The 17,574-nt window shown below is 65.5% G+C and carries 22 protein-coding genes; 11 read left to right on the forward strand and 11 right to left on the reverse strand.

Annotated elements, in window-relative coordinates; all coding sequences use genetic code 11:
• Positions 1-10 precede the first annotated feature (10 nt).
• The 4 genes from ACZZZD_RS00535 to ACZZZD_RS00550 all read left to right on the forward strand — a co-directional run bounded on the left by ACZZZD_RS00535 (position 11) and on the right by ACZZZD_RS00550 (position 3,386).
• The gene (locus tag ACZZZD_RS00535) at positions 11-487 is read left to right on the forward strand and encodes a hypothetical protein (protein ID WP_463431634.1); all 477 of its coding nucleotides are present in this window, start codon (positions 11-13) and stop codon (positions 485-487) included.
• Positions 488-549: 62 nt separating this feature from the next.
• Positions 550-894, forward strand: a complete 345-nt coding sequence (locus ACZZZD_RS00540) for a RidA family protein (RefSeq protein ID WP_463431636.1) — start codon at positions 550-552, stop codon at positions 892-894.
• 200 nt (positions 895-1,094) lie between these two features.
• Positions 1,095-2,774 carry a lysine--tRNA ligase gene (locus tag ACZZZD_RS00545; RefSeq protein ID WP_463431638.1) on the forward strand — a complete coding sequence of 560 codons (1,680 nt, stop codon included), beginning with the start codon at positions 1,095-1,097 and terminating at the stop codon, positions 2,772-2,774.
• A 138-nt stretch (positions 2,775-2,912) separates the two neighbouring features.
• Complete coding sequence (locus ACZZZD_RS00550) at positions 2,913-3,386, forward strand: SH3 domain-containing protein (RefSeq protein WP_463431640.1); 474 nt, start codon at positions 2,913-2,915, stop codon at positions 3,384-3,386.
• A gap of 60 nt (positions 3,387-3,446) precedes the next feature.
• Here ACZZZD_RS00550 and ACZZZD_RS00555 read toward each other — a convergent pair whose 3' ends face one another.
• The 5 genes from ACZZZD_RS00555 to ACZZZD_RS00575 all read right to left on the reverse strand — a co-directional run bounded on the left by ACZZZD_RS00555 (position 3,447) and on the right by ACZZZD_RS00575 (position 6,026).
• Positions 3,447-4,082, reverse strand: a complete 636-nt coding sequence (locus ACZZZD_RS00555) for a S24 family peptidase (RefSeq protein ID WP_463431642.1) — start codon at positions 4,080-4,082, stop codon at positions 3,447-3,449.
• 42 nt (positions 4,083-4,124) lie between these two features.
• Entirely contained in the window at positions 4,125-4,565 is a 441-nt protein-coding gene (locus ACZZZD_RS00560) for a hypothetical protein (protein ID WP_463431644.1), read from the reverse strand.
• A gap of 91 nt (positions 4,566-4,656) precedes the next feature.
• Positions 4,657-5,007: a hypothetical protein gene (locus ACZZZD_RS00565; protein ID WP_463431646.1), complete on the reverse strand. Its 351-nt coding sequence runs from the start codon at positions 5,005-5,007 to the stop codon at positions 4,657-4,659.
• 174 nt (positions 5,008-5,181) lie between these two features.
• A complete protein-coding gene (locus ACZZZD_RS00570; protein WP_463431648.1) occupies positions 5,182-5,577 on the reverse strand; it encodes a PaaI family thioesterase in 396 nt (131 codons plus the stop codon).
• Entirely contained in the window at positions 5,574-6,026 is a 453-nt protein-coding gene (locus tag ACZZZD_RS00575; protein WP_463431650.1) for a PaaI family thioesterase, read from the reverse strand. Before ACZZZD_RS00575 ends, ACZZZD_RS00570 begins: the two co-directional genes overlap by 4 nt.
• Before the next feature lie 85 nt (positions 6,027-6,111).
• On the opposite strand from ACZZZD_RS00575, the gene ACZZZD_RS00580 reads away from it, so the two are divergent.
• Complete coding sequence (locus ACZZZD_RS00580) at positions 6,112-7,143, forward strand: ligase-associated DNA damage response exonuclease (protein ID WP_463431652.1); 1,032 nt, start codon at positions 6,112-6,114, stop codon at positions 7,141-7,143.
• Positions 7,144-7,146: 3 nt separating this feature from the next.
• On the opposite strand, the gene ACZZZD_RS00585 is transcribed toward ACZZZD_RS00580, so the two are convergent.
• On the reverse strand, positions 7,147-8,784 hold the full coding sequence (locus ACZZZD_RS00585; protein WP_463431654.1) for a response regulator: 1,638 nt from the start codon (positions 8,782-8,784) through the stop codon (positions 7,147-7,149).
• A gap of 199 nt (positions 8,785-8,983) precedes the next feature.
• Here ACZZZD_RS00585 and queC point away from each other — a divergent pair, with 199 nt between their 5' ends.
• Genes queC through ACZZZD_RS00600 form a run of 3 tightly spaced genes read left to right on the forward strand, consistent with a single transcriptional unit; the run spans position 8,984 to position 10,703 of the window.
• Positions 8,984-9,703 carry a 7-cyano-7-deazaguanine synthase QueC gene (gene queC, locus ACZZZD_RS00590; RefSeq protein WP_463431656.1) on the forward strand — a complete coding sequence of 240 codons (720 nt, stop codon included), beginning with the start codon at positions 8,984-8,986 and terminating at the stop codon, positions 9,701-9,703.
• A complete protein-coding gene (gene queE, locus ACZZZD_RS00595) occupies positions 9,700-10,335 on the forward strand; it encodes a 7-carboxy-7-deazaguanine synthase (protein ID WP_463436040.1) in 636 nt (211 codons plus the stop codon). Before queC ends, queE begins: the two co-directional genes overlap by 4 nt.
• Positions 10,335-10,703: a 6-pyruvoyl trahydropterin synthase family protein gene (locus ACZZZD_RS00600; protein ID WP_426022794.1), complete on the forward strand. Its 369-nt coding sequence runs from the start codon at positions 10,335-10,337 to the stop codon at positions 10,701-10,703. The genes queE and ACZZZD_RS00600 overlap by 1 nt, the downstream gene beginning before the upstream one ends.
• 1 nt (position 10,704) lies before the next feature.
• On the opposite strand, the gene ACZZZD_RS00605 is transcribed toward ACZZZD_RS00600, so the two are convergent.
• The gene (locus ACZZZD_RS00605) at positions 10,705-10,920 is read right to left on the reverse strand and encodes a hypothetical protein (protein WP_463431660.1); all 216 of its coding nucleotides are present in this window, start codon (positions 10,918-10,920) and stop codon (positions 10,705-10,707) included.
• 119 nt (positions 10,921-11,039) lie between these two features.
• Positions 11,040-11,888: a thioesterase family protein gene (locus tag ACZZZD_RS00610; protein WP_463431662.1), complete on the reverse strand. Its 849-nt coding sequence runs from the start codon at positions 11,886-11,888 to the stop codon at positions 11,040-11,042.
• A gap of 179 nt (positions 11,889-12,067) precedes the next feature.
• On the opposite strand from ACZZZD_RS00610, the gene ACZZZD_RS00615 reads away from it, so the two are divergent.
• The 3 genes from ACZZZD_RS00615 to ACZZZD_RS00625 are packed head-to-tail and all read left to right on the forward strand — an operon-like array spanning position 12,068 to position 13,712.
• The gene (locus ACZZZD_RS00615; protein WP_135195212.1) at positions 12,068-12,556 is read left to right on the forward strand and encodes a winged helix-turn-helix transcriptional regulator; all 489 of its coding nucleotides are present in this window, start codon (positions 12,068-12,070) and stop codon (positions 12,554-12,556) included.
• Between the two features lie 48 nt (positions 12,557-12,604).
• Positions 12,605-13,306 carry a helix-turn-helix transcriptional regulator gene (locus ACZZZD_RS00620; protein ID WP_463431665.1) on the forward strand — a complete coding sequence of 234 codons (702 nt, stop codon included), beginning with the start codon at positions 12,605-12,607 and terminating at the stop codon, positions 13,304-13,306.
• Between the two features lie 58 nt (positions 13,307-13,364).
• Positions 13,365-13,712, forward strand: coding sequence for a VOC family protein (locus tag ACZZZD_RS00625; RefSeq protein ID WP_463431667.1), 348 nt, complete (start codon positions 13,365-13,367; stop codon positions 13,710-13,712).
• Between the two features lie 93 nt (positions 13,713-13,805).
• On the opposite strand, the gene ACZZZD_RS00630 is transcribed toward ACZZZD_RS00625, so the two are convergent.
• The 3 genes from ACZZZD_RS00630 to sciP all read right to left on the reverse strand — a co-directional run bounded on the left by ACZZZD_RS00630 (position 13,806) and on the right by sciP (position 17,406).
• Positions 13,806-15,731, reverse strand: a complete 1,926-nt coding sequence (locus ACZZZD_RS00630; RefSeq protein WP_463431669.1) for a S9 family peptidase — start codon at positions 15,729-15,731, stop codon at positions 13,806-13,808.
• A gap of 86 nt (positions 15,732-15,817) precedes the next feature.
• On the reverse strand, positions 15,818-17,029 hold the full coding sequence (mnmA, locus tag ACZZZD_RS00635; protein WP_463431671.1) for a tRNA 2-thiouridine(34) synthase MnmA: 1,212 nt from the start codon (positions 17,027-17,029) through the stop codon (positions 15,818-15,820).
• 92 nt (positions 17,030-17,121) lie between these two features.
• Positions 17,122-17,406: a CtrA inhibitor SciP gene (gene sciP, locus ACZZZD_RS00640; protein ID WP_026108337.1), complete on the reverse strand. Its 285-nt coding sequence runs from the start codon at positions 17,404-17,406 to the stop codon at positions 17,122-17,124.
• Positions 17,407-17,574: the final 168 nt, after the last annotated feature.

Below are 17,574 nucleotides of genomic sequence, written 5' to 3' on the forward strand. Positions count from 1 at the left end.
TTCAGACGGCATGAAGATCACCGAACTGCTGCCCTCCGCACTCATCGGCGCCGTCGCCAGCGCCCGTTCCATGACCCCGATGGCGGCGATCGCCGCGGCCGAGTTGGCGCACAAGCCGACGCCGGGGCGTGTCTTCCTGTTGAACCAGCCGCTGTTCAAGTTCGGGGCGTTGTTCATGGGCCTGGGCGAACTCTTCGGCGACAAGATGAAGTCCGCGCCGGATCGCACGGTCTTCCTGGGCCTGTTGGCGCGGGTGATGAGCGCAGGCATCGCAGGATCAGCCCTGGCCCCGCGCGGCAAGGAGAAACTGGGCGCCGGCGTCGCCGTCGCGACGGCCGTTCCACTGGCCTATCTGACGCTGGCCGGCCGCAAGCAGGCGATGGCGCGCATCGGCCAAACCAAGAGCGGACTGATCGAAGATGCCCTGATCGTTGCCGCCGGCGCCTTGGTCGTAGGGCTGACCGTCGCACGGTTCAGCCGCCGCTAACCGCTCGACAGGCGAGGGGCGGGCGGCGATAGGTGAGGGGTGTTTCCAGAAGGACCCTCGTCATGACCACCCGCATCCAGCCCGGCGCCCGCATGAGCGAAGCCGTCATCCACGGCGACACCATCTATCTGGCCGGCCAGGTCGGAGAGCCCGGCGACGACGTCATCGCCCAGACCAAGACCGCGCTTGCCGAGGTCGAGGCGTTGCTGGCCGAGGCGGGCAGCGACAAGTCAAAGATCCTGATGGCTCAGATCTGGCTGGCCGACATCGGCGATTTCGATGCGATGAACAGCGTCTGGGACGCCTGGGTGGACACCGTCAATCCCCCCGCCCGCGCCACGGGCGAGAGCCGACTGGCGTCGCCGGACTATCTGGTCGAAGTGATCGTGATCGCCGCCAAGGGCTGAAGTTCTAAAACCCGTCACCCTCGGGCTTGTCCCGAGGGCCCACAGCTGACACGGACCCGAACGCGGCCGGACCAACGACCTGCCAACCGTCATCGCTCGAAATTCGCGGACAAGTGGGCCCTCGGGACAAGCCCGAGGGTGACGGAACGCGGGAAGGATAAGGCGTTGACCCCGCGAGTTGCAGACTGCAAACCGCCGCCATGTTGCAGAACCTCGAAACCCTCACCCGCGAGGCCAAGTCCTGGCCGTTCGAACAAGCCCGCAATCTGCTGGCCCATGTGCTGAAGAAGCGTCTGACCGACGCCGAGCGGGACGCGGCGAAGCTGCTGATCGACGCGGGCAAGGCGGACGAGGCGCTGGCAACCTTCCCGGCGCTGCAACGGCCGGTGATCCTTGAGACCGGCTATGGGCCGTCAGGCTTGCCGCACATGGGCACCTTCGGCGAGGTGGCGCGCACGACCATGGTGCGCAACGCCTTCCGCGCCCTGACGGGTGATCATTGGCCGACGCGGCTGATCGCTTTCAGCGACGACATGGACGGGCTGCGCAAGGTGCCCGAGGGCATTCCGAACCCGGAGATGCTGCGCGAAGACCTGCATCTGTCCCTGACCCGTGTGCGCGACCCGTTCGGCACGCACGACAGTTTCGGGGCGCACAACAATGCGCGGCTACAGGCTTTTCTGGATTCGTTCGGCTTCGACTACGAGTTCATGAGCTCGACCGAGACCTACAAGTCCGGCCGGTTCGACGCGACACTGCTGACGCTGCTGGAGCGGTTCGACGCCGTCATGGCCATCATGCTGCCGACCCTGGGCGAGGAGCGGCGCGCCACCTATTCGCCCTTCCTGCCGGTCAGCCCGATCACCGGCCATGTGCTGCAGGTGCCGACGCTGGCGCGCGACGTCGAGAAGGGAACCATCACCTTCGAGGACCCGGCCGGCGAACCCGGCAACCGCACCGAAGTTCCGGTCACCGGCGGCCATGTGAAGCTGCAGTGGAAGCCCGACTGGGCCATGCGCTGGGTCGCGCTGGACGTCGATTACGAAATGTCGGGCAAGGACCTGATCGAGAGCGTGCGCGAGAGCTCCAAGCTGTGCCGCGCCCTGGGCGGCACGCCGCCGGAAGGCTTCAACTACGAGCTCTTCCTCGACATCGAGGGTAAGAAGATCTCCAAGTCCAAGGGCAATGGCCTGACGATGGACGAGTGGCTGCGCTACGGCACGCCAGAGTCGCTGTCGTGGTACATGTTCCAGTCGCCGAAGTCGGCCAAGAGCCTGCACTTCAACGTCATCCCGCGCGCGATCGACGACTATCTCGCCTTCATCGAAAGCTACAAGACGCAGGAGCCGGCCAAACGGATCGACAACGCCGTCTGGTCGATCCATGCGGGCGATCCGCCGACGCACACCTCGCCGGTGTCCTTCGCCCTGTTGCTGAACCTGGTCGGCGTGGCCAACGCCTCGACCAAGGACCAACTGTGGGCCTATTTCGCCAAATACCTGCCCGAGGCGACGCCGCAGAACGAGCCGCTGCTGGACCGGCTGATGGGATCGGCGCTGAACTATTACGAGGACTTCGTGAAGCCCTCGAAGTCGTACCGCCTGCCGGACGACAAGGAAAAGGCGGCGCTGCTGGACCTGGCAGCGCGGTTGAAGGCTTTGCCGGCGGACACGACCGATGGCGAGCTAATCCAAAACGAGGTCTATGCGGTCGGCAAGGCGCATGAGTTCGAGCCGCTGCGAGCCTGGTTCGGTGCGCTGTACGAGGTGCTGCTGGGCGCCAGCCAGGGGCCGCGCTTCGGCTCGTTCGCGGCCATCTATGGCCTGCCGCAGACCATTGAACTGATCGAGGCGGGTGCGAACGGGGAGCTTGTCGCCTGACATCCTGGCGGTGCAAGTAGGCCGAAGGCCGGTAGCCGCAACAAAGATGAACCGAAAATAACGGCGAAGCTCCGGGAGCCTTCAGGTTCGTCCAAGCATTCTCTGCTCATCGGCAAACGCGCTGACAGGAGAAGAGTTATGTCGAACAAGATTTTCAAGATCGGTCTGGCCACGGCCGCTGCTCTGGCCGCCATGGTGACGGCCGCCCCGATGGCCGCCCAGGCTCAAGCCAATGGCGTGACCAACTGCGACGCCCCCGGCGGTCGCCAGCGTGCAGGCGCCCTGATCGGCGCCGTCGTGGGCGGCGTCGTGGGTTCCAATCTGGCGCGTAACGAACGCACGGCCGGCACCATCGTCGGCGCAGGCGCTGGCGCCGCGGCGGGTTCGTACATTGGCTGCAACCAGCAGCGGACACGTGCAGCGGCCACGTCGAACGGCTCGCAATATCGCGCCTCTTCCAACCTGCGTATCCGCAGCGGCCCCGGCACCAACTATCGCCAAGCCGGCACCCTGTCGGCCGGTCAGCCCTTCACCGCTGTGGGTTCGCAAGGCGAGTGGGTTCAAATCGCCGGCGGCGGCTGGGTGAACGCCCACTACGTCACGGCCAACTGATCTGCTGAAGACAATGAAAGCCCCGCTCGGTCATCCGAGCGGGGCTTTTTGCTGGGCCGGCTACTGACTGACCCAGAGAATGCGCGCCATCCATTCGATCTCGCGGCGGGGGACGATGCGGGGCGGATAGTCCGGATTGATGGAGGAGAGGATGACCGCGCGATTGGTCAAGCTGGTCACCTCCTTGGCCACGGTCTCGCCGGTGGTCAGACGAGCCACCACCCGGTCCCCCCGCCGCACGCGCGTCGCCTCCTGATCGACGATGACCCGGTCGCCCTCGCGATAGAGGGGGGACATGGAATCGCCGGTGATCTTCAGGCTAAACAAGGTGTCCTTGGCGCGGGGTAGTTCGGTCTGATCCCAGCCTTCCCCCATCGGCAGGCCGGCATCGTCGAAAAAGCCGTCCTGTCCCGCCTTCGCCAGTCCGAGAAGCGGTACGTTGGTGGGACTATTCGGTGCATCATCGGCCAGGACCGCGAAGTCGGACAGCGACACGCCAGTCGCCTGAAGCACCAGGGTCATGCTCTCGGTCGATGGCCAGCGCGGGCGCGGCGGATCGCCCGGACCAAAGCGTTTGGAGGGGTTGAAACTGGTGGCGTCCAGACCGGCGCGGCGGGCTAAGCCGGACGGCGTGAGGCCTTCCCGTCGGGCAAGGCTGTCGACGGCCTTCCAAAGTTTGGCGTGCGATAGCGGCATGGCGTCCCAGCGACCGATTCGGCCACAGGGTACTATGCAAGTTTAGGAATTTCTACCTATCATCTCAGCGGCTCGGCGTTCCTGCCAAGCGTAGAATGTGCCGATGATGATGCAGATGATGATCAGATAACCGTTCAAATTCATCACGGTGATCAGGGAGCCTAAAAGAACGGGCTGTTTGGTAAGCATCATGATGTGGGACATGACGGTGATCAACTGAATGCCGCTGGCCCAAACAGGCCAAGATTGGCGGTAACGCCAGGCGATCCCGATGAAAACGACGAGCACAGCGAGATCGATGAGGAACAGACCTGCAGGTAGGCCACGAAAGCCGCTGTTCTCCTGCAATACGATCGAAGCAAACCAGGCAAACAGATAGGCCCCGGCTCCAAGCCTCTCAGCGTGGCTGCCTTTCAGAAAGGCGAACAGCGCCATACCCACCATGAAGACGGCGCCAATGATCGCGTAGACGATGTTGACCATAACAAAATCGCCCCCGCGCTGAATGCGCAGGGGCGATAATGACCGAATTCAGCTCAGACTGAAATCTCGGTAAGCCAAGCTTACCAAGAATTCACGCGACGCGGTGGAGATGCGTCGGCGTGAGGGCGGACTTGGGGTCCAGCCAATCGTCGGGTTTCGCGATCGGGCCTGCGGCATAGGTGCCGTAGCCGAGGCGGCGGTGATCTTTTTGCAGTTCGGCGTGGCAGGCCACGATCGACTCGCGCGCGGCCGACAGAGCGGCGATCGTTTCCATTGCCTTGGCTTGGGCGACCGTGCCGCTGACGGGCGACAGCGAAAGCGCGGCGCGGGCGCCGATGAAGGCTTGAACCAGCGTCGTCGCCTGGGTGATCGCGGCGTCGATCGCGAGTTCGGTAGCATGCAGATCGCCAGCAACGCTGGTGACGACTTCGGTGCGGTCCATGAAAGCCCCTCAGATAAGGTTACGAGAGGCTTATGGTTAGCACGTCTTAACCATGCTTGGTAGAGATATCTTCATAAGTACGGCAATCGCGCGTTGAAGCGCAGCCATAAGGATGGCCGTGAAGTTCAGCTTCAGTGGGAATCCCGGCCGAATCGGCGCTAGGGCCGGCGGTGACTAGCTCTGGTTGTCCAGCAGAAAGTGCGCGGTAAGTGACGCAATTGGCTGTGCATGTTCTTCTTGCCAGGCCTCGGCTTGGACGTGGGCGACGCGGCGGCCCGCGCGGCTGATGCGGGCTCGGGCGAAGACGTCGATGGGCCGGCCGGTCCGCAGATAGGCAACCGTCACATTGATGGGGCGCGGCAGGCGAGAACTCGGGAAGATGATCGCGACCTGGGCCATGGCGGTCATTTCCAGCAGGGCGGCCGTCGATCCCCCGTGCAGGGCGGGCAGCATGGGATTACCGATCAGCTTCTCGGCAAACGGCATGATCACCGTGATCTCGTCGCCGCTGACCAGGGTCTGAAGCCCCAGGAAACGGGCATAGGGCATGCGATCCAGAATGTCGGTCATGCGGCGGCTCCAACCAAACGATCACGGCTCTGGTTGAGGATGTAGGCGGACTGGGCCGCTGCGACGGGATCGGACGGATCGTCCTCGAACGCCCATGCGCGCACGAAGGCAATGGTCGGTGTCAGGCGGTAGCAGAGCCCCTGGGCCAGAAGATCCTGACGCGGTCGCGCCGCACGCATGTAATCCACACGCAAATCCAGGGTGGCGATGGGCTGGAAGGTGTCGAGCGCCGTCCACACCGCCAGGCCGCCGATGTGGTCGAGCAGGGTGGTGACCAGACCGCCAGCGAAGACGCCGCTGTTGGGGTCGCCCACCAGATCCTCGCGCCAAGGGACGCGAATGCGCGGTTCGCCGTCATGCAATCCATCGAAGGCGAAGCCCAGCGCGCCGGTATGGGCGGAGCCGGCGGCCAGTTGCGGCAGGATGGTGGTCAGGAAGCTCTCTTGCATCGTGCGGGCTGGACCTTCTGGCGCCGATTGTCGGGTCATCTTGTATGAGGCGGCGACCTGACGGCGTCGAGAGCGTTACCGCAACATGATCCGCCCCGAAGACCTGCTTCATCCGACGCCTGCCGGCCTCTATTGCCCGCCGGGAGACTTCTACATCGATCCAGTTCGACCGGTGGATCGCGTCGTCATCACCCATGGCCATGCCGACCACGCACGCGCCGGACATGGCGCTGTGCTAGCGACGCGCCAGACCCTGGCGATCATGGCCGAGCGTTACGGCGCCGATTTCACAGGTCAGCCGCAGTCGGTGGACTATGGCGCGGCGACCGCGATCAACGGCGTGGATTTGCGGCTTGTCCCGGCCGGCCATGTTCTGGGGTCTGCCCAGGTCGAGGTGCGGTGGAAGGGACTGACCATGGTGGTCTCGGGCGATTACAAGCGTCGCCGCGATCCGACCTGTGCGCCGTTCGAGCCGGTGCCGTGTCATGTCTTCATCTCCGAGGCGACATTCGGCCTGCCCGTCTTCAGCCATCCTCCGGCTGAGGAGGAGGTCGGGCGGCTGGTGCGATCGTTGGGCCAGTTTCCCGAGCGGGCGCATTTGGTCGGAGCCTATGCGTTGGGCAAGGCTCAGAGGATCATCCGGTTGCTGCGCGACGCGGGCTGGGATCGCACCATCTATGTCCACGGCGCTATGGAGCGGCTGAACGCCCTTTACGAGCGCGAGGGCATCGATCTGGGGCCGTTGGCGCCGACGCGCGACCTACCCAAGAATGCGCTGGGTGGAGAGGTCGCCATCGCCCCGCCGTCCGCCATTCAGGATCGCTGGGCGCGGCGGTTCGCCGATCCGGTCACGGCCTTCGCCTCGGGCTGGATGGGGGTGAAGGCGCGGGCGCGCCAGAGGGGCGTGGAACTGCCGCTGGTCGTGTCGGACCATGCCGACTGGAACGAGCTGACGGCGACCTTCTCCGAGCTGAAGCCTGAGGAAATCTGGATCACCCACGGTCGGGAGGAGGGCCTGCTTCGCTGGGCTGAGATCAATGGCCAGAAGGCGCGGGCGCTGCGTCTCGTCGGTTATGACGAAGAGGACGAGGAGGCGCTGGACGTCCGCCCGGACTGAGGATCAGGCGGCTGACCGGTCGCCTTCGTCTGCAGAGAGCCGGTCGGCGTCGCCGGCCTCTTCCTGCGCCGCCGAAAGGGCGGCGTTCATCGCCATGCGCAGACGCTCGGGCTTGATCGGTTTTTCCACCACGGCGGCCATGCCGATGGAGAGATAGTGTTTGGCGTCCTCGGGATCGGCATTCGCGGTCAGGGCCACGATGGGCACGCGACCGATGGCGCCGGGCAGGGCGCGGATCGCCTGCGTCGCCTGAACGCCGTCCATGCGCGGCATCTTGATATCCATCAGCACCAAGTCGTAGCGGCTTTCCTGAACGGCCTGGAGCGCCTCGAGGCCGTCCTCGGCCAGTTCGGAGCTGCAACCGAACATCTCGCACAGGGCCTGGGCAACGACGCGGTTGGTGGCGTTGTCGTCGACGATCAGAATGTGCGGGGCCGACTTCAGGTCTAGCCCGGACAGGTCGGACACGTTCGATTGAACTTCGACCTCCACGGCCGCACGCGGTGCAGTCAGATCGAAGGCGAAGGTGGCGCCGCGGCCCTTGTTGTTCTCGGCCCAGATCCGACCGCCCATGCGGTCGATCACCTGGCGGCAGATCGACAGGCCCAGGCCTGCCCCGTCAGGACCGGATCCATGGACGAAGGGTTCGAAGATCGAGTCGACGCGGTCGGTGTCGATGCCGGGCCCGTCGTCGCGGATGCGGGCTTCCATGTGGATGCTCTCGCCTTCCACCCAGGCCTTCAGGCCCGCTTCGACGACGCCGTTGCGGGCGAACTTGAGGGCGTTGCCGACCAGATTGTTGAACACCTGTTTCAGGCGCGTGCCGTCGATGACGGCGGCCAGCTCGGTGTCGCCTTCGTAACCGACCAATAGCGTGACGCCGTCCTGAGAGGCGCGCGGCTCCCACATCGACTGGATGTCGTCCATTACGGCGCGCAGCGCAGTGGGCGCGTTGTTCAGTTCCAGTTCGCCGGCTTCGGCCTTGGACAGGTCGACCGCGTCCTGAAGAATGCGCAACAGGGTTTCGGACGAGTCCATGATCGTCTGGACATGCGCCTGGGCCGCCGCGTTCAGCGGCTGACGACGCAGCAGTTCTGCGACCGCAAGCACGCCGTTCATCGGCGTGCGCAGCTCGTGGCTCATGATGGCCAGGAACTGGCTCTTGGCGCGAGCGGCGGCGATGGCCTGGGCGCGAGTGTCGCTGAGGATCGCGGCCTGTTCGGCCAGCTCCTCGTTCTGTTCGCGCTGGCGCGTATTGACGGCCTGCAGCAGGGTCGCGGCGGTGCCGACGCCGAGATAGGCGCCGTTGTGCGTTACGATGAAGCCGCGCAGCAGAGCGGCCGGGCCGCCCTTCAGCATGATGTCGCAGAAGGCGTCGATGCGGACGCCGGCCTCGACCACCGCAGGCTCTGGGTCCATGGCGAAGGTGATGGGGCGCAGGTCGTAGAGGGCGTGGCCGAAACGGGCGGCGATCTTCTGGAGGAAGGCGGTGCGTTCGACCAATCCGACCGGACGATTTCCATCGACCACGGGGATGACGAGCGTGTCTGGCTCGCGTTCGAAACGCGCCAGCACCTCGCACCCGAGCGTCGTCGGAGCCACCGGCTTGGGACGCTCGGAAAGGGTCTCGATGGTCGGCATACTGCCTGGAACTCCTACTCGTTGGGACTAGAGCCCAAAATCGCTTGCGGATTGGTTAAGCTGGCGCGGCTTGATGCAAATCGATGCAAACGGTGATTTTGCGCCGCATCCGGGTCTGGTGTATGAGGGCCGCCTGACCCATCTGGGTCTCCATCCCTTTGTGCATGCGCGCGGCCGAACGGCCGACCGCAGATTTGTCATGAGCGTCATCCTGGAAAAGCTGCCCACATCGGCTCTGGTTCTGTTCTCCGGCGGGCAGGACAGTGCGACCTGTCTGGCCTGGGCGCTGGAGCGGTTCGAGCGGGTGGAGACGGTCGGCTTCGACTATGGCCAGCGCCATCTGGTCGAGATGGAGGCGCGTCAGGCGGTGCGCGCCGGTATGGGCGCAGCCCTGCCGCAATACGCCGACCGGCTGGGCGACGACCATGTTGTGGACCTGACCGGCTACGGCCGGATCGCCGAGAGCGCCCTGACCGCCGATCGCAAGATCGAGATGGACGCGCGCGGTCTGCCGACGACCTTCGTGCCGGGACGCAACCTGATCTTCCTGGTCGCGGCGGCGGCCCTGGCGGATCGGCGTGGGCTTGAGGTGCTGGTCGGCGGCATGTGCGAGACGGATTTCTCGGGCTACCCGGATTGCCGCCACGAGACGATGGAGGCGATGGCGCGGGCGCTGTCGTTGGGGCTGGACAAGCCGGTGGTGATCGACACGCCGCTGATGTGGCTGACCAAGGCCCAGACTTGGGAACTGGCCGATACGCTGGGTGGGGCCAAACTGGTCGAGCTGATTATCGAGGATAGCCATACCTGTTATCGGGGCGACCGGACGCATCGGCATGCCTGGGGTTATGGCTGCGGCGATTGTCCGGCGTGCGAGTTGCGGGCGGCGGGCCATGCGGAATGGGTCGCGAGCCGGTGACATATTCGGCCAAGGAAGTCTTTCTGACGGTGCAAGGGGAGGGCGGACAGGCGGGGCGGCCTGCGGTCTTCCTGCGGTTTGCCGGCTGCAATCTGTGGAGCGGGCGCGAGCAGGATCGCGCGACGGCCGTCTGCAGCTTCTGCGACACGGACTTCGTCGGCACGGACGGTGGCGGGGGCGGCAAGTTCAAAACGCCGGACCTGCTGGCCGATCATGTCGCGGCGATGTGGCGGGGGCGCGAGGGCGATCCGAAACTAGTGGTCTGCACCGGCGGCGAACCCTTGTTGCAGCTGGATTCACCACTGATCGCGGCCCTGCATGCGCGCGGGTTCGAGATCGCCATCGAATCGAACGGCACCCTGGCGGCGCCCGACGGCATCGACTGGGTCTGCATCAGCCCCAAGGCCGACGCCGCGGTGATTCAGGTGAAGGGCCAGGAGCTGAAGCTGGTCTATCCGCAGGCCAAGGCCCTGCCGGATCGGTTCGAACACCTCGATTTCGAACGGTTCTGGCTCCAGCCCATGGACGGTCCCGACCAGGCGGCCAACACCGCCGCCGCCATCGAATACTGCCTGACCCATCCCCAATGGCGCCTGAGCGTCCAGACCCACAAATACATCGGCGTCCGCTAATGCCCGTCTTCGAGATCACCAAACAGGCGACCTTCGACGCCGCCCACCATTTCCCCAACGAGCCCGAGGGCAGCATCTATCGCCGCGTCCACGGCCATTCCTTCACGGTCGAGGCGACGGTGCGGTCCGAGGTGCTGGACGCCGAGCACGGCTGGGTCGCCGACCTTGGCGCGCTGGATCGGGCGCTGAAGGCGGCGGCGGAGACGCTGGATCACGGCATGCTGAACGAACACGAAGGGCTGGAATTGCCCAGCCTGGAGAACCTGTGCCTGTGGTTCGTCAAGACGCTGCAGCCCGACTGGCCGGGCCTGTGCCGGGTTCAGGTGGCGCGGCCGACGATCAACGAGCGGTGCGTGCTGAGCCTCTAGATCAGCAGCGCTTGCCCTGGCGTTGGCGCTCTTCGCAGCGGCGTTGCTCGCGTTCCCAATCGCGCTGCTCGCGCTCGCGGCGCAGTTTGGTTTCCTCGTCCGAAGTGGTGACGGCGTCGAAGCCGGCGCCCACGACGGCTCCAGTGGCTTTTGCCGTGCCGCCGACGACCGCCGCAGTGCCTCCGACGACGGCGCCGACCAGGCAGCCCTGAAGCATCAGACAGCCCCCCAGAACGACGACGACTTGGGATACGAAAACGAGGCGATTTCGACGACGCATGAGGACGACTCCAGAGATTTGGAATAGTCGCTGATAATCATGAATGAGGGCTGACTTCAGGCCGTGCGTTGCGGCAGCAGTTTTCGGCGCTGGCGCGACAGGGCCAGCGGGGTTCCGTCGACGCCCCAGGCGGCGGCCTCGTCCACCGTCCAGCCCAAGCCCAGGTCCAGCATCCTGAACTCGAAAAAGGCCCAGCCGTCGGGCGCCGTCTGCGGCGTCGGATCGGTCAGGATGTCGATGCGCAAGTCGACCGTGGTCATCGCCGCCGGCGTCTTCGACAGGGTCCAGGCCGGCGGATATAGGGCGTCCAGCAGGTAGCACAGCCCGACCTCGTCCAGCGGACGACCATCCGCCATCCGCATCCAGGTGCGCTCGACCGCGGGCCGACCTTCGTTGCCGCCCAGGATGTTGGGACCGCCGTCGAATCGATATTCGACATGCTGCGAGAAGTGCGGGGCCATCGGGCCGTGGATGGAGGCTTTGGGGTTCAGGCTGTCCAACGGCGGGGGCGGCAGGTGCAGGGGCGTGACCGGCGGCGTGGCGCCGTCCAGCCCATAGGTGCCCGTGGCATGGTGGGTCAGGCGGCCGTCCTGTTCGGCCTCGACCGCCGCGTAGACGACGTTTCGGCCGCCGCGCAGCAGGCGCGGGCGAAAGGCCACCTGCTCGCCGAACTTCGCCGCCGAGAGGTATTGCACCGACAAGGTGCGCAAAGGCGCGGTCAGGGCCAGACCCTGTCGCATCGACTGGGCGCACAGGGCCGCCAGCAGGCCGCCGAACGGAAAGCCCTTTTCCGGCGCTATGCCCGACGGGCCATTGGAGAAATGACCCGGCACCGGGGCGGACAGGCCGCCGTCGTCCAGGGTCTGAAAGGCCAGGGCGGCGTCGAGGGAGATCGGCAGCATCATTGCGCAATCCTGCGTCAGGCGAAGAGGCGGCGGAAGACCTGATGAAGATCTCCCGCCGCAGTCGAAGGAACAAGGCGGCGAACCGCAGGGGTCGCACGTCCGTTGCCAAACAAGACTGACCTGGACCGTTCGGATTTGCAACCCTTGCCAAACGCCTGACGCGGGGTCACTTTCGTCGCATGGGACGCACCGCCGACTACAGCCGCCAAAGCTGCTCCATCGCCGCCACGCTTGAGGTGATCGGCGACCCCTGGACCCTGTTGGTCATCCGCGACGCCTTCAACGGCGTTAGCCGGTTCGAACAGTGGCAAGACAATCTGGGCGTGGCGCGCAACGTCCTGGCCGCCCGTCTGAAAAGCCTGGTCCAGCACGGGGTGCTGGAGCCGCAGCTCTATTCCGAACGCCCGCCGCGCAACGAATATGTCCTGACCGCAAAGGGCAAGGATTTGTACGGGGTGCTGGTGACCCTTCATGGCTGGGGCGCCAAACACGTCTATGGCGACGCCGACAGCGGCATCGACATGATCCACAAGACCTGCGGCTCGACCCTGACGCCGCGCATCGCCTGCGGCTGCTGCAACGAGATCGTCAAACCCAGGGACATCCTGCTGACCCGCGCCGAGAACCGGCCGACGGTCGGCGATGTGATGCCAAAGGAAGCGGCCTAGGTTCGGCCTGCTGCCGTTTTCTGGCAGGAGTTCTGCTAGGGTCGTCGCGTGTCACGGTCCGAACGCCTTCTTGATCTGCTGAACGTCCTGCGACGGCATCGTCGGCCGGTGAGTGGGCACGTGTTGGCGGATGAGATGGGCGTCAGCCTGCGCACCCTGTATCGCGACATCGCCAGCCTGCAGGCGCAAGGCGCGACGATCGAGGGGGAGGCGGGGGTCGGCTATGTGCTGAAGCCGGGCTTCATGCTGCCGCCGCTGATGTTCACGCCGGAAGAGGTCGAGGCCCTGGTGCTGGGCTCGCGCTGGGTGGCAGACCGGGCCGACCCTCGCATGCGGGATGCGGCGTTGGCGGCCCTCGGCCGAATTTCGGCGGTGCTGCCGCCCGATCTGCGCGACGAGATGGAGACCTCGGCCCTGCTGGTCGTGCCGGGGGCGCCGTTCCCGGCGGACCAGGTCGATCCGGGGCTGTTGAGGAAGGCGATCCGCACCGAGCGGCGGCTGAGGCTGTGCTATCGCGACGAGGCGGGCGCGGCGTCCGAACGGGTGGTGTGGCCTTTCGCCCTGGCGTTCTTCGACCGGGTGCGACTGCTGATCGCCTGGTGCGAATTGCGAGGCGATTTCCGTAGCTTCCGAACGGATCGCATTGTCGAGGCCGAGGTGACGGAGGCGCGCTATCCCGCGCGTCGGCAGGCCTTGATGAAGACCTGGCGCGAGGCGCACGAAAGGTCGAGAGCGTCTGACGACTGCTGACGGAAACTGGCAGCATCGGCGACTAGGGTCAGTCCTGTTGGAAACGAGGGCAGGGCCGATGACCGAGATCGAGGACATTCTTCTGGCCGTCGCGGATCCTGAGACCAGCGCGCGGTTTTACGCCGGCCTGTTCGGCTGTGGGCCGGTGATGGCGGGGCCGGATCGGGCCTTGTTCGTGCTGAGTTCGGGGCGGGCGCTGGGGCTGTTGCGGCGGATAGGCGGCGGGGAAATTTGCGAGGTCGATTTTCCTCTGGAGGGGGCCGAGGCGGTTGATCAGGCGCACATCGACTGGTGGGACCGGGGCGCGCGCATCCTGACGCCGCCGATGGATACGCAGCCTGGCCGCAGCTTCGTGGCCGGCGATCCGGACGGGCATCGCCTAAGGGTCTACGCTGTCGCGGCGTAAGCGCAGTCGGCTTCGAGCCGATAGTCGATCCATTGCGTCTCCACAGTCGAAAAAAAGGGGCGCAGCATCGACGCGCCCCTCCTCCGGCCAGGCCTATTTCCGCACGTATTTGTTCAGGAAGGTCAGATAGGCGTCCTGGGCGGTGATGCGGTTGTCGCGGCGGGTGAAGCCGTGACCCTCGTTGGGGAAGAGGACGTATTCGACCGGCACGTCGTTGGCGCGGACGGCGGCGACCAGTTCGTCGCTCTCGACCTTGAGCACCCGCGGGTCGTTCTCACCCTGGACGACCAGCAGCGGCTTGTTGATGCCTTGCGTGTGGAACAGCGGCGAGATGCGGCGGTGGCGCTCGGCGTCGGTGGCCGGATCGCCCATCTCGTCATACAGGGCGATGCGCTGGGCGCCCCACCAGGGCGGGATCGACTCCAGCGTCCGCACCCAGTTGGTGACGCCGAAGATGTCCACACCGGCGGCGAAGGCCTCGGGGTGGAAGGCCAGTGCGGCGGCGGTGATGTATCCGCCATAGGATCCGCCCATCACCGCCACCTGATCGTCGGCGACCCAATCCTGCTGTCTCAGCCATTCGCCCCCGGCGACGATGTCGCGCAGATCAGCCTCGCCGTGTTTCTTGTCATCCAGGTGGAAGAAGGTCTTGCCGTAGCCGGACGAGCCCCGGTTGTTGGCGCCCAGGACCGCATAGCCGTGGTTCACCAGATGCTGGACCATGGCCGAATAACCGCGACGGGTCTGGCCGCCGGGGCCGCCGTGGACCAGGACGATGGCCGGCGCAGGGTGGGCGGCAGACGCGCCCTTGGGCTTGTAGAGGACCGCCGGGATCATGACGTCGCCTTCGCCGGGGTATCGGACGATGGTCGCCTCGACCAGGGCGTTCTCGTCGATGGCGGGGTTCAGGGCGTGGGTCAGGCGAGTGGCCCGGCCGGTGGTCAGATCGGCGACGAAGACATCGGCGGGCGAGGTGTCGGACGAGACGGTGAAGGCGATGGTCTTCTCGTCATCACTGAAACGCACATTGCCGATGTCGCCGTCCGGCAGGCCGGTCAAGGCGACGGACTGGTTGCTCGTGGCGTCCAGCAGGGTCAGTTCGGTCTTGGCGTCGGCGTTCAGGCCTGAGACGCGATAGCGGCCGGTCGGCGAATAGAAGACGAAACTGACATCCCAATCCGCCTGGATCAGAGGTGTGTTGGTGCTGGCCGCCAGATCGTGGCGAATGGCCTGCTGGAACTCGCCGTTCTGGTCCGTGCCGATCAGGACGGCCCTGGAATCCGGCGTGAAGTCGAAGGCGGTATAAGCCACATTGCCTTCGTGCGGGGTCAGCAGCTTGGGCTCGCCCGGCGCCGTCAGATCCACCAGATAAAGATCGTTGTTCGCGCTGGTCAGCGCCTTGTCGAGCACCAGCCACCGGCCATCCGGTGAGAGGGCGGCCGGTGAGAAACCGCCGGTGTTCTCGAACACCATCCGGTGCGCATAGGTGGTCGCGTCATAGGCGATGACGTCGAAAGCCGAGGCGTCGCGTGCGTTCGAGGTGACGAAGAAGGTCTTGCCGTCCTGGCTCCAGCTCAGGAAGTCCGCCTTGACCTTGTCGCCCGGCGTCAGGTCGGTGATTGCGCCGTCCGGTGTTCGCACGAACAGATGGCTCAGTTCGTCGCCGCCCCCGTCCTGGGTGAACAGGATGCGCGCATCGGCGGGGAAGTAGGTGACCGGATTGACCGCGCTGGTGATCGAGTTGGTCAACTGCACGGGGTCGCCGCCGGCGACGGGCAGGGCGTAGGCGTTGAACACCCCTGTCTTGTCTGACCGGATGAGCACCGACCTGCCATCGGGCGAGAAGGCCTTGGCCCCGCCGTAGCCCAGGCCATAGGTGGTCGTGTCGAAGAACTGGGCCGCCGTATAAGACGGCGCGGCTGTGCTGGCGGCGGGCGGCGGTGCGGCTTGCGCCATCGCTGCGGTGGGAAGGGCGGCCATCAAGGCCAGTACGGAAACCAGGCAGGCGGTGGTGCGCATCGGAACCTCTCGTCGGTGTGATGACCGTAGGGAGGCGACAGAACATCACGTCGGATGCGGCCTGTCTCCGATTTAATGAACCGCCGCTATGCGACGACCGCCGTCGTATCCCGAATGAAGCCGCCGCCCAGGACGCGTTCGGTGTCCACGGGATCGTAAAGGGCGCAGGCCTGGCCGGGGGCCACGCCTTCTTCGCCGTCATCGAAGACAACGCGAACGTTGCCGTCGATCAGGGTCAGGCGGGCAGGGGAGGGCTGACGGGTCGAGCGGACACGGGCCAGCACGGGCAGTTTCGCCCCGGCGGCCTCGACGATGGTGGCTTCGTCGCCCAGCCAGTTGGTTTCTTCCAAGGTCAGGGACGCGGTCAGCAGGGCTTCGCGCGGGCCGACGATGACTCGGCGGGTATCCGGCTCTAGCTTCGTCACGAACAAGGGTTCGCCCACAGCGACGTTCAGCCCCCGGCGCTGGCCGATGGTGTAGTCGGTGATGCCTGCGTGGCTTCCCAGCACCCGGCCGTCCATGTGAACGATCTCGCCCGCCTCGCGCCCCTGTGGACGCAGGCGGTCGATCAGGGTGCGGTAGTCGCCCGAGGGCACGAAACAGATGTCCTGACTGTCCGGCTTGGACGCGATCTTCAGGCCCAGTTCGGCGGCGACGCCGCGCACTTGGGGCTTTTCCAGATCGGCTAAGGGGAAGCGCAGATAGTCGAGCTGGTCCTGGGTGGTGGCGAACAGGAAATAGGACTGGTCGCGCGAATGGTCGATCGCCTTGCGCATCTGCGAGCGGTTGCCGGCGACGGCGCGGCGCACATAGTGGCCCGTGGCCATGGCCTCGGCCCCAAGGTCGCGGGCGACGTCCAGCAGGTCTCGGAACTTCACCGTTTGATTGCAGCGAATGCAGGGGACCGGCGTCTGGCCCTTCAGATAACTATCGGCGAACTGGTCGATGACCGCGTCCTTGAACCGGCTTTCGTAGTCCAGAACATAATGGGGGATGCCGATCATGTCGGCGGCCAGTCGCGCGTCGTGAATGTCCTGGCCCGCGCAGCAGGCGCCCTTCTTCTTCAGCGCCGCGCCATGGTCGTAGAGTTGCAGGGTGACGCCGACGACATCGTAACCGGCCTTGTGCAGCAGTGCCGCGACGACGGTGGAATCCACCCCGCCCGACATGGCCGCGACGACACGCGCCCCGACCGGCAGGCCGACCGCCGCCCGCGCGCTCTCGACCGCCGCATCCATGTCGGTGCGGACGATGTTCGGAACGGCGCAGATGTCTTCGACCAGGGTCATTGCGGCCATTTAGTGCGGAACCGGCGCGATTTCGAGGCCCACATACGAAAAGGGCCGCACCCGTCGCCGGATGCGGCCCTTCTTCGTCTTCGGGGAAACCCTTAGGAGCGGTAGCTCTGGATCCGCGTCGTGCGCAGACCCTGCATGCCCCATTTGTCGATGGCCTTCTGCCATGCGAGGAATTCTTCCGCCGTCAGGCGATACTTCGCCAGGGCGTCGTCAAGGCTCAGCAGACCGCCGCGCACAGCGGCGACGACCTCGGCCTTGCGCCGGATCACCCACCGGTCCGTGTTGGACGGCGGCAGATCGTTCAGGGTCAGGGGCGTGCCAGTCGGTCCGACCACGTATTGTTCGCCTTTGCTATTCAGGCGTCGCTCTTGCAACATGGGCTTATGCCTCTTTCACCAACACCGTAGTGTCATGAAGGTAGGTCGGCCCGACTAAGGTCCGTTTAAGCGTCGTGGTGAAGGAACGAATAAAATCCGTCCCTCCGCGAACGACTCTGTCAACCTTGATTGCGCGACAATTCATCGAGACTAACGCTTACTTACTCG

The sequence above is a fragment of the Brevundimonas sp. AC546 genome, assembly GCF_979258305.1.

Bases quoted from the DNA above. Each gene is read 5' to 3' on its own strand.
- mnmA (WP_463431671.1), bottom strand. From the start codon at position 17,029: ATGGCCGCAATGACCCTGGTCGAAGACATCTGCGCCGTTCCGAACATC.
- ACZZZD_RS00565 (WP_463431646.1), bottom strand. From the start codon at position 5,007: ATGGACCGCACCGAAGTCGTCACCAGCGTTGCTGGCGATCTGCATGCT.
- sciP (WP_026108337.1), bottom strand. From the start codon at position 17,406: ATGTTGCAAGAGCGACGCCTGAATAGCAAAGGCGAACAATACGTGGTC.
- ACZZZD_RS00540 (WP_463431636.1), top strand. From the start codon at position 550: ATGACCACCCGCATCCAGCCCGGCGCCCGCATGAGCGAAGCCGTCATC.
- ACZZZD_RS00560 (WP_463431644.1), bottom strand. From the start codon at position 4,565: ATGGTCAACATCGTCTACGCGATCATTGGCGCCGTCTTCATGGTGGGT.
- ACZZZD_RS00555 (WP_463431642.1), bottom strand. From the start codon at position 4,082: ATGCCGCTATCGCACGCCAAACTTTGGAAGGCCGTCGACAGCCTTGCC.
- ACZZZD_RS00545 (WP_463431638.1), top strand. From the start codon at position 1,095: ATGTTGCAGAACCTCGAAACCCTCACCCGCGAGGCCAAGTCCTGGCCG.
- ACZZZD_RS00605 (WP_463431660.1), bottom strand. From the start codon at position 10,920: ATGCTTCAGGGCTGCCTGGTCGGCGCCGTCGTCGGAGGCACTGCGGCG.
- ACZZZD_RS00625 (WP_463431667.1), top strand. From the start codon at position 13,365: ATGACCGAGATCGAGGACATTCTTCTGGCCGTCGCGGATCCTGAGACC.
- ACZZZD_RS00610 (WP_463431662.1), bottom strand. From the start codon at position 11,888: ATGATGCTGCCGATCTCCCTCGACGCCGCCCTGGCCTTTCAGACCCTG.
- ACZZZD_RS00580 (WP_463431652.1), top strand. From the start codon at position 6,112: ATGATCCGCCCCGAAGACCTGCTTCATCCGACGCCTGCCGGCCTCTAT.
- ACZZZD_RS00535 (WP_463431634.1), top strand. From the start codon at position 11: ATGAAGATCACCGAACTGCTGCCCTCCGCACTCATCGGCGCCGTCGCC.
- ACZZZD_RS00575 (WP_463431650.1), bottom strand. From the start codon at position 6,026: ATGCAAGAGAGCTTCCTGACCACCATCCTGCCGCAACTGGCCGCCGGC.
- ACZZZD_RS00570 (WP_463431648.1), bottom strand. From the start codon at position 5,577: ATGACCGACATTCTGGATCGCATGCCCTATGCCCGTTTCCTGGGGCTT.
- queC (WP_463431656.1), top strand. From the start codon at position 8,984: ATGAGCGTCATCCTGGAAAAGCTGCCCACATCGGCTCTGGTTCTGTTC.
- ACZZZD_RS00630 (WP_463431669.1), bottom strand. From the start codon at position 15,731: ATGCGCACCACCGCCTGCCTGGTTTCCGTACTGGCCTTGATGGCCGCC.
- ACZZZD_RS00585 (WP_463431654.1), bottom strand. From the start codon at position 8,784: ATGCCGACCATCGAGACCCTTTCCGAGCGTCCCAAGCCGGTGGCTCCG.
- ACZZZD_RS00550 (WP_463431640.1), top strand. From the start codon at position 2,913: ATGTCGAACAAGATTTTCAAGATCGGTCTGGCCACGGCCGCTGCTCTG.
- ACZZZD_RS00600 (WP_426022794.1), top strand. From the start codon at position 10,335: ATGCCCGTCTTCGAGATCACCAAACAGGCGACCTTCGACGCCGCCCAC.
- ACZZZD_RS00615 (WP_135195212.1), top strand. From the start codon at position 12,068: ATGGGACGCACCGCCGACTACAGCCGCCAAAGCTGCTCCATCGCCGCC.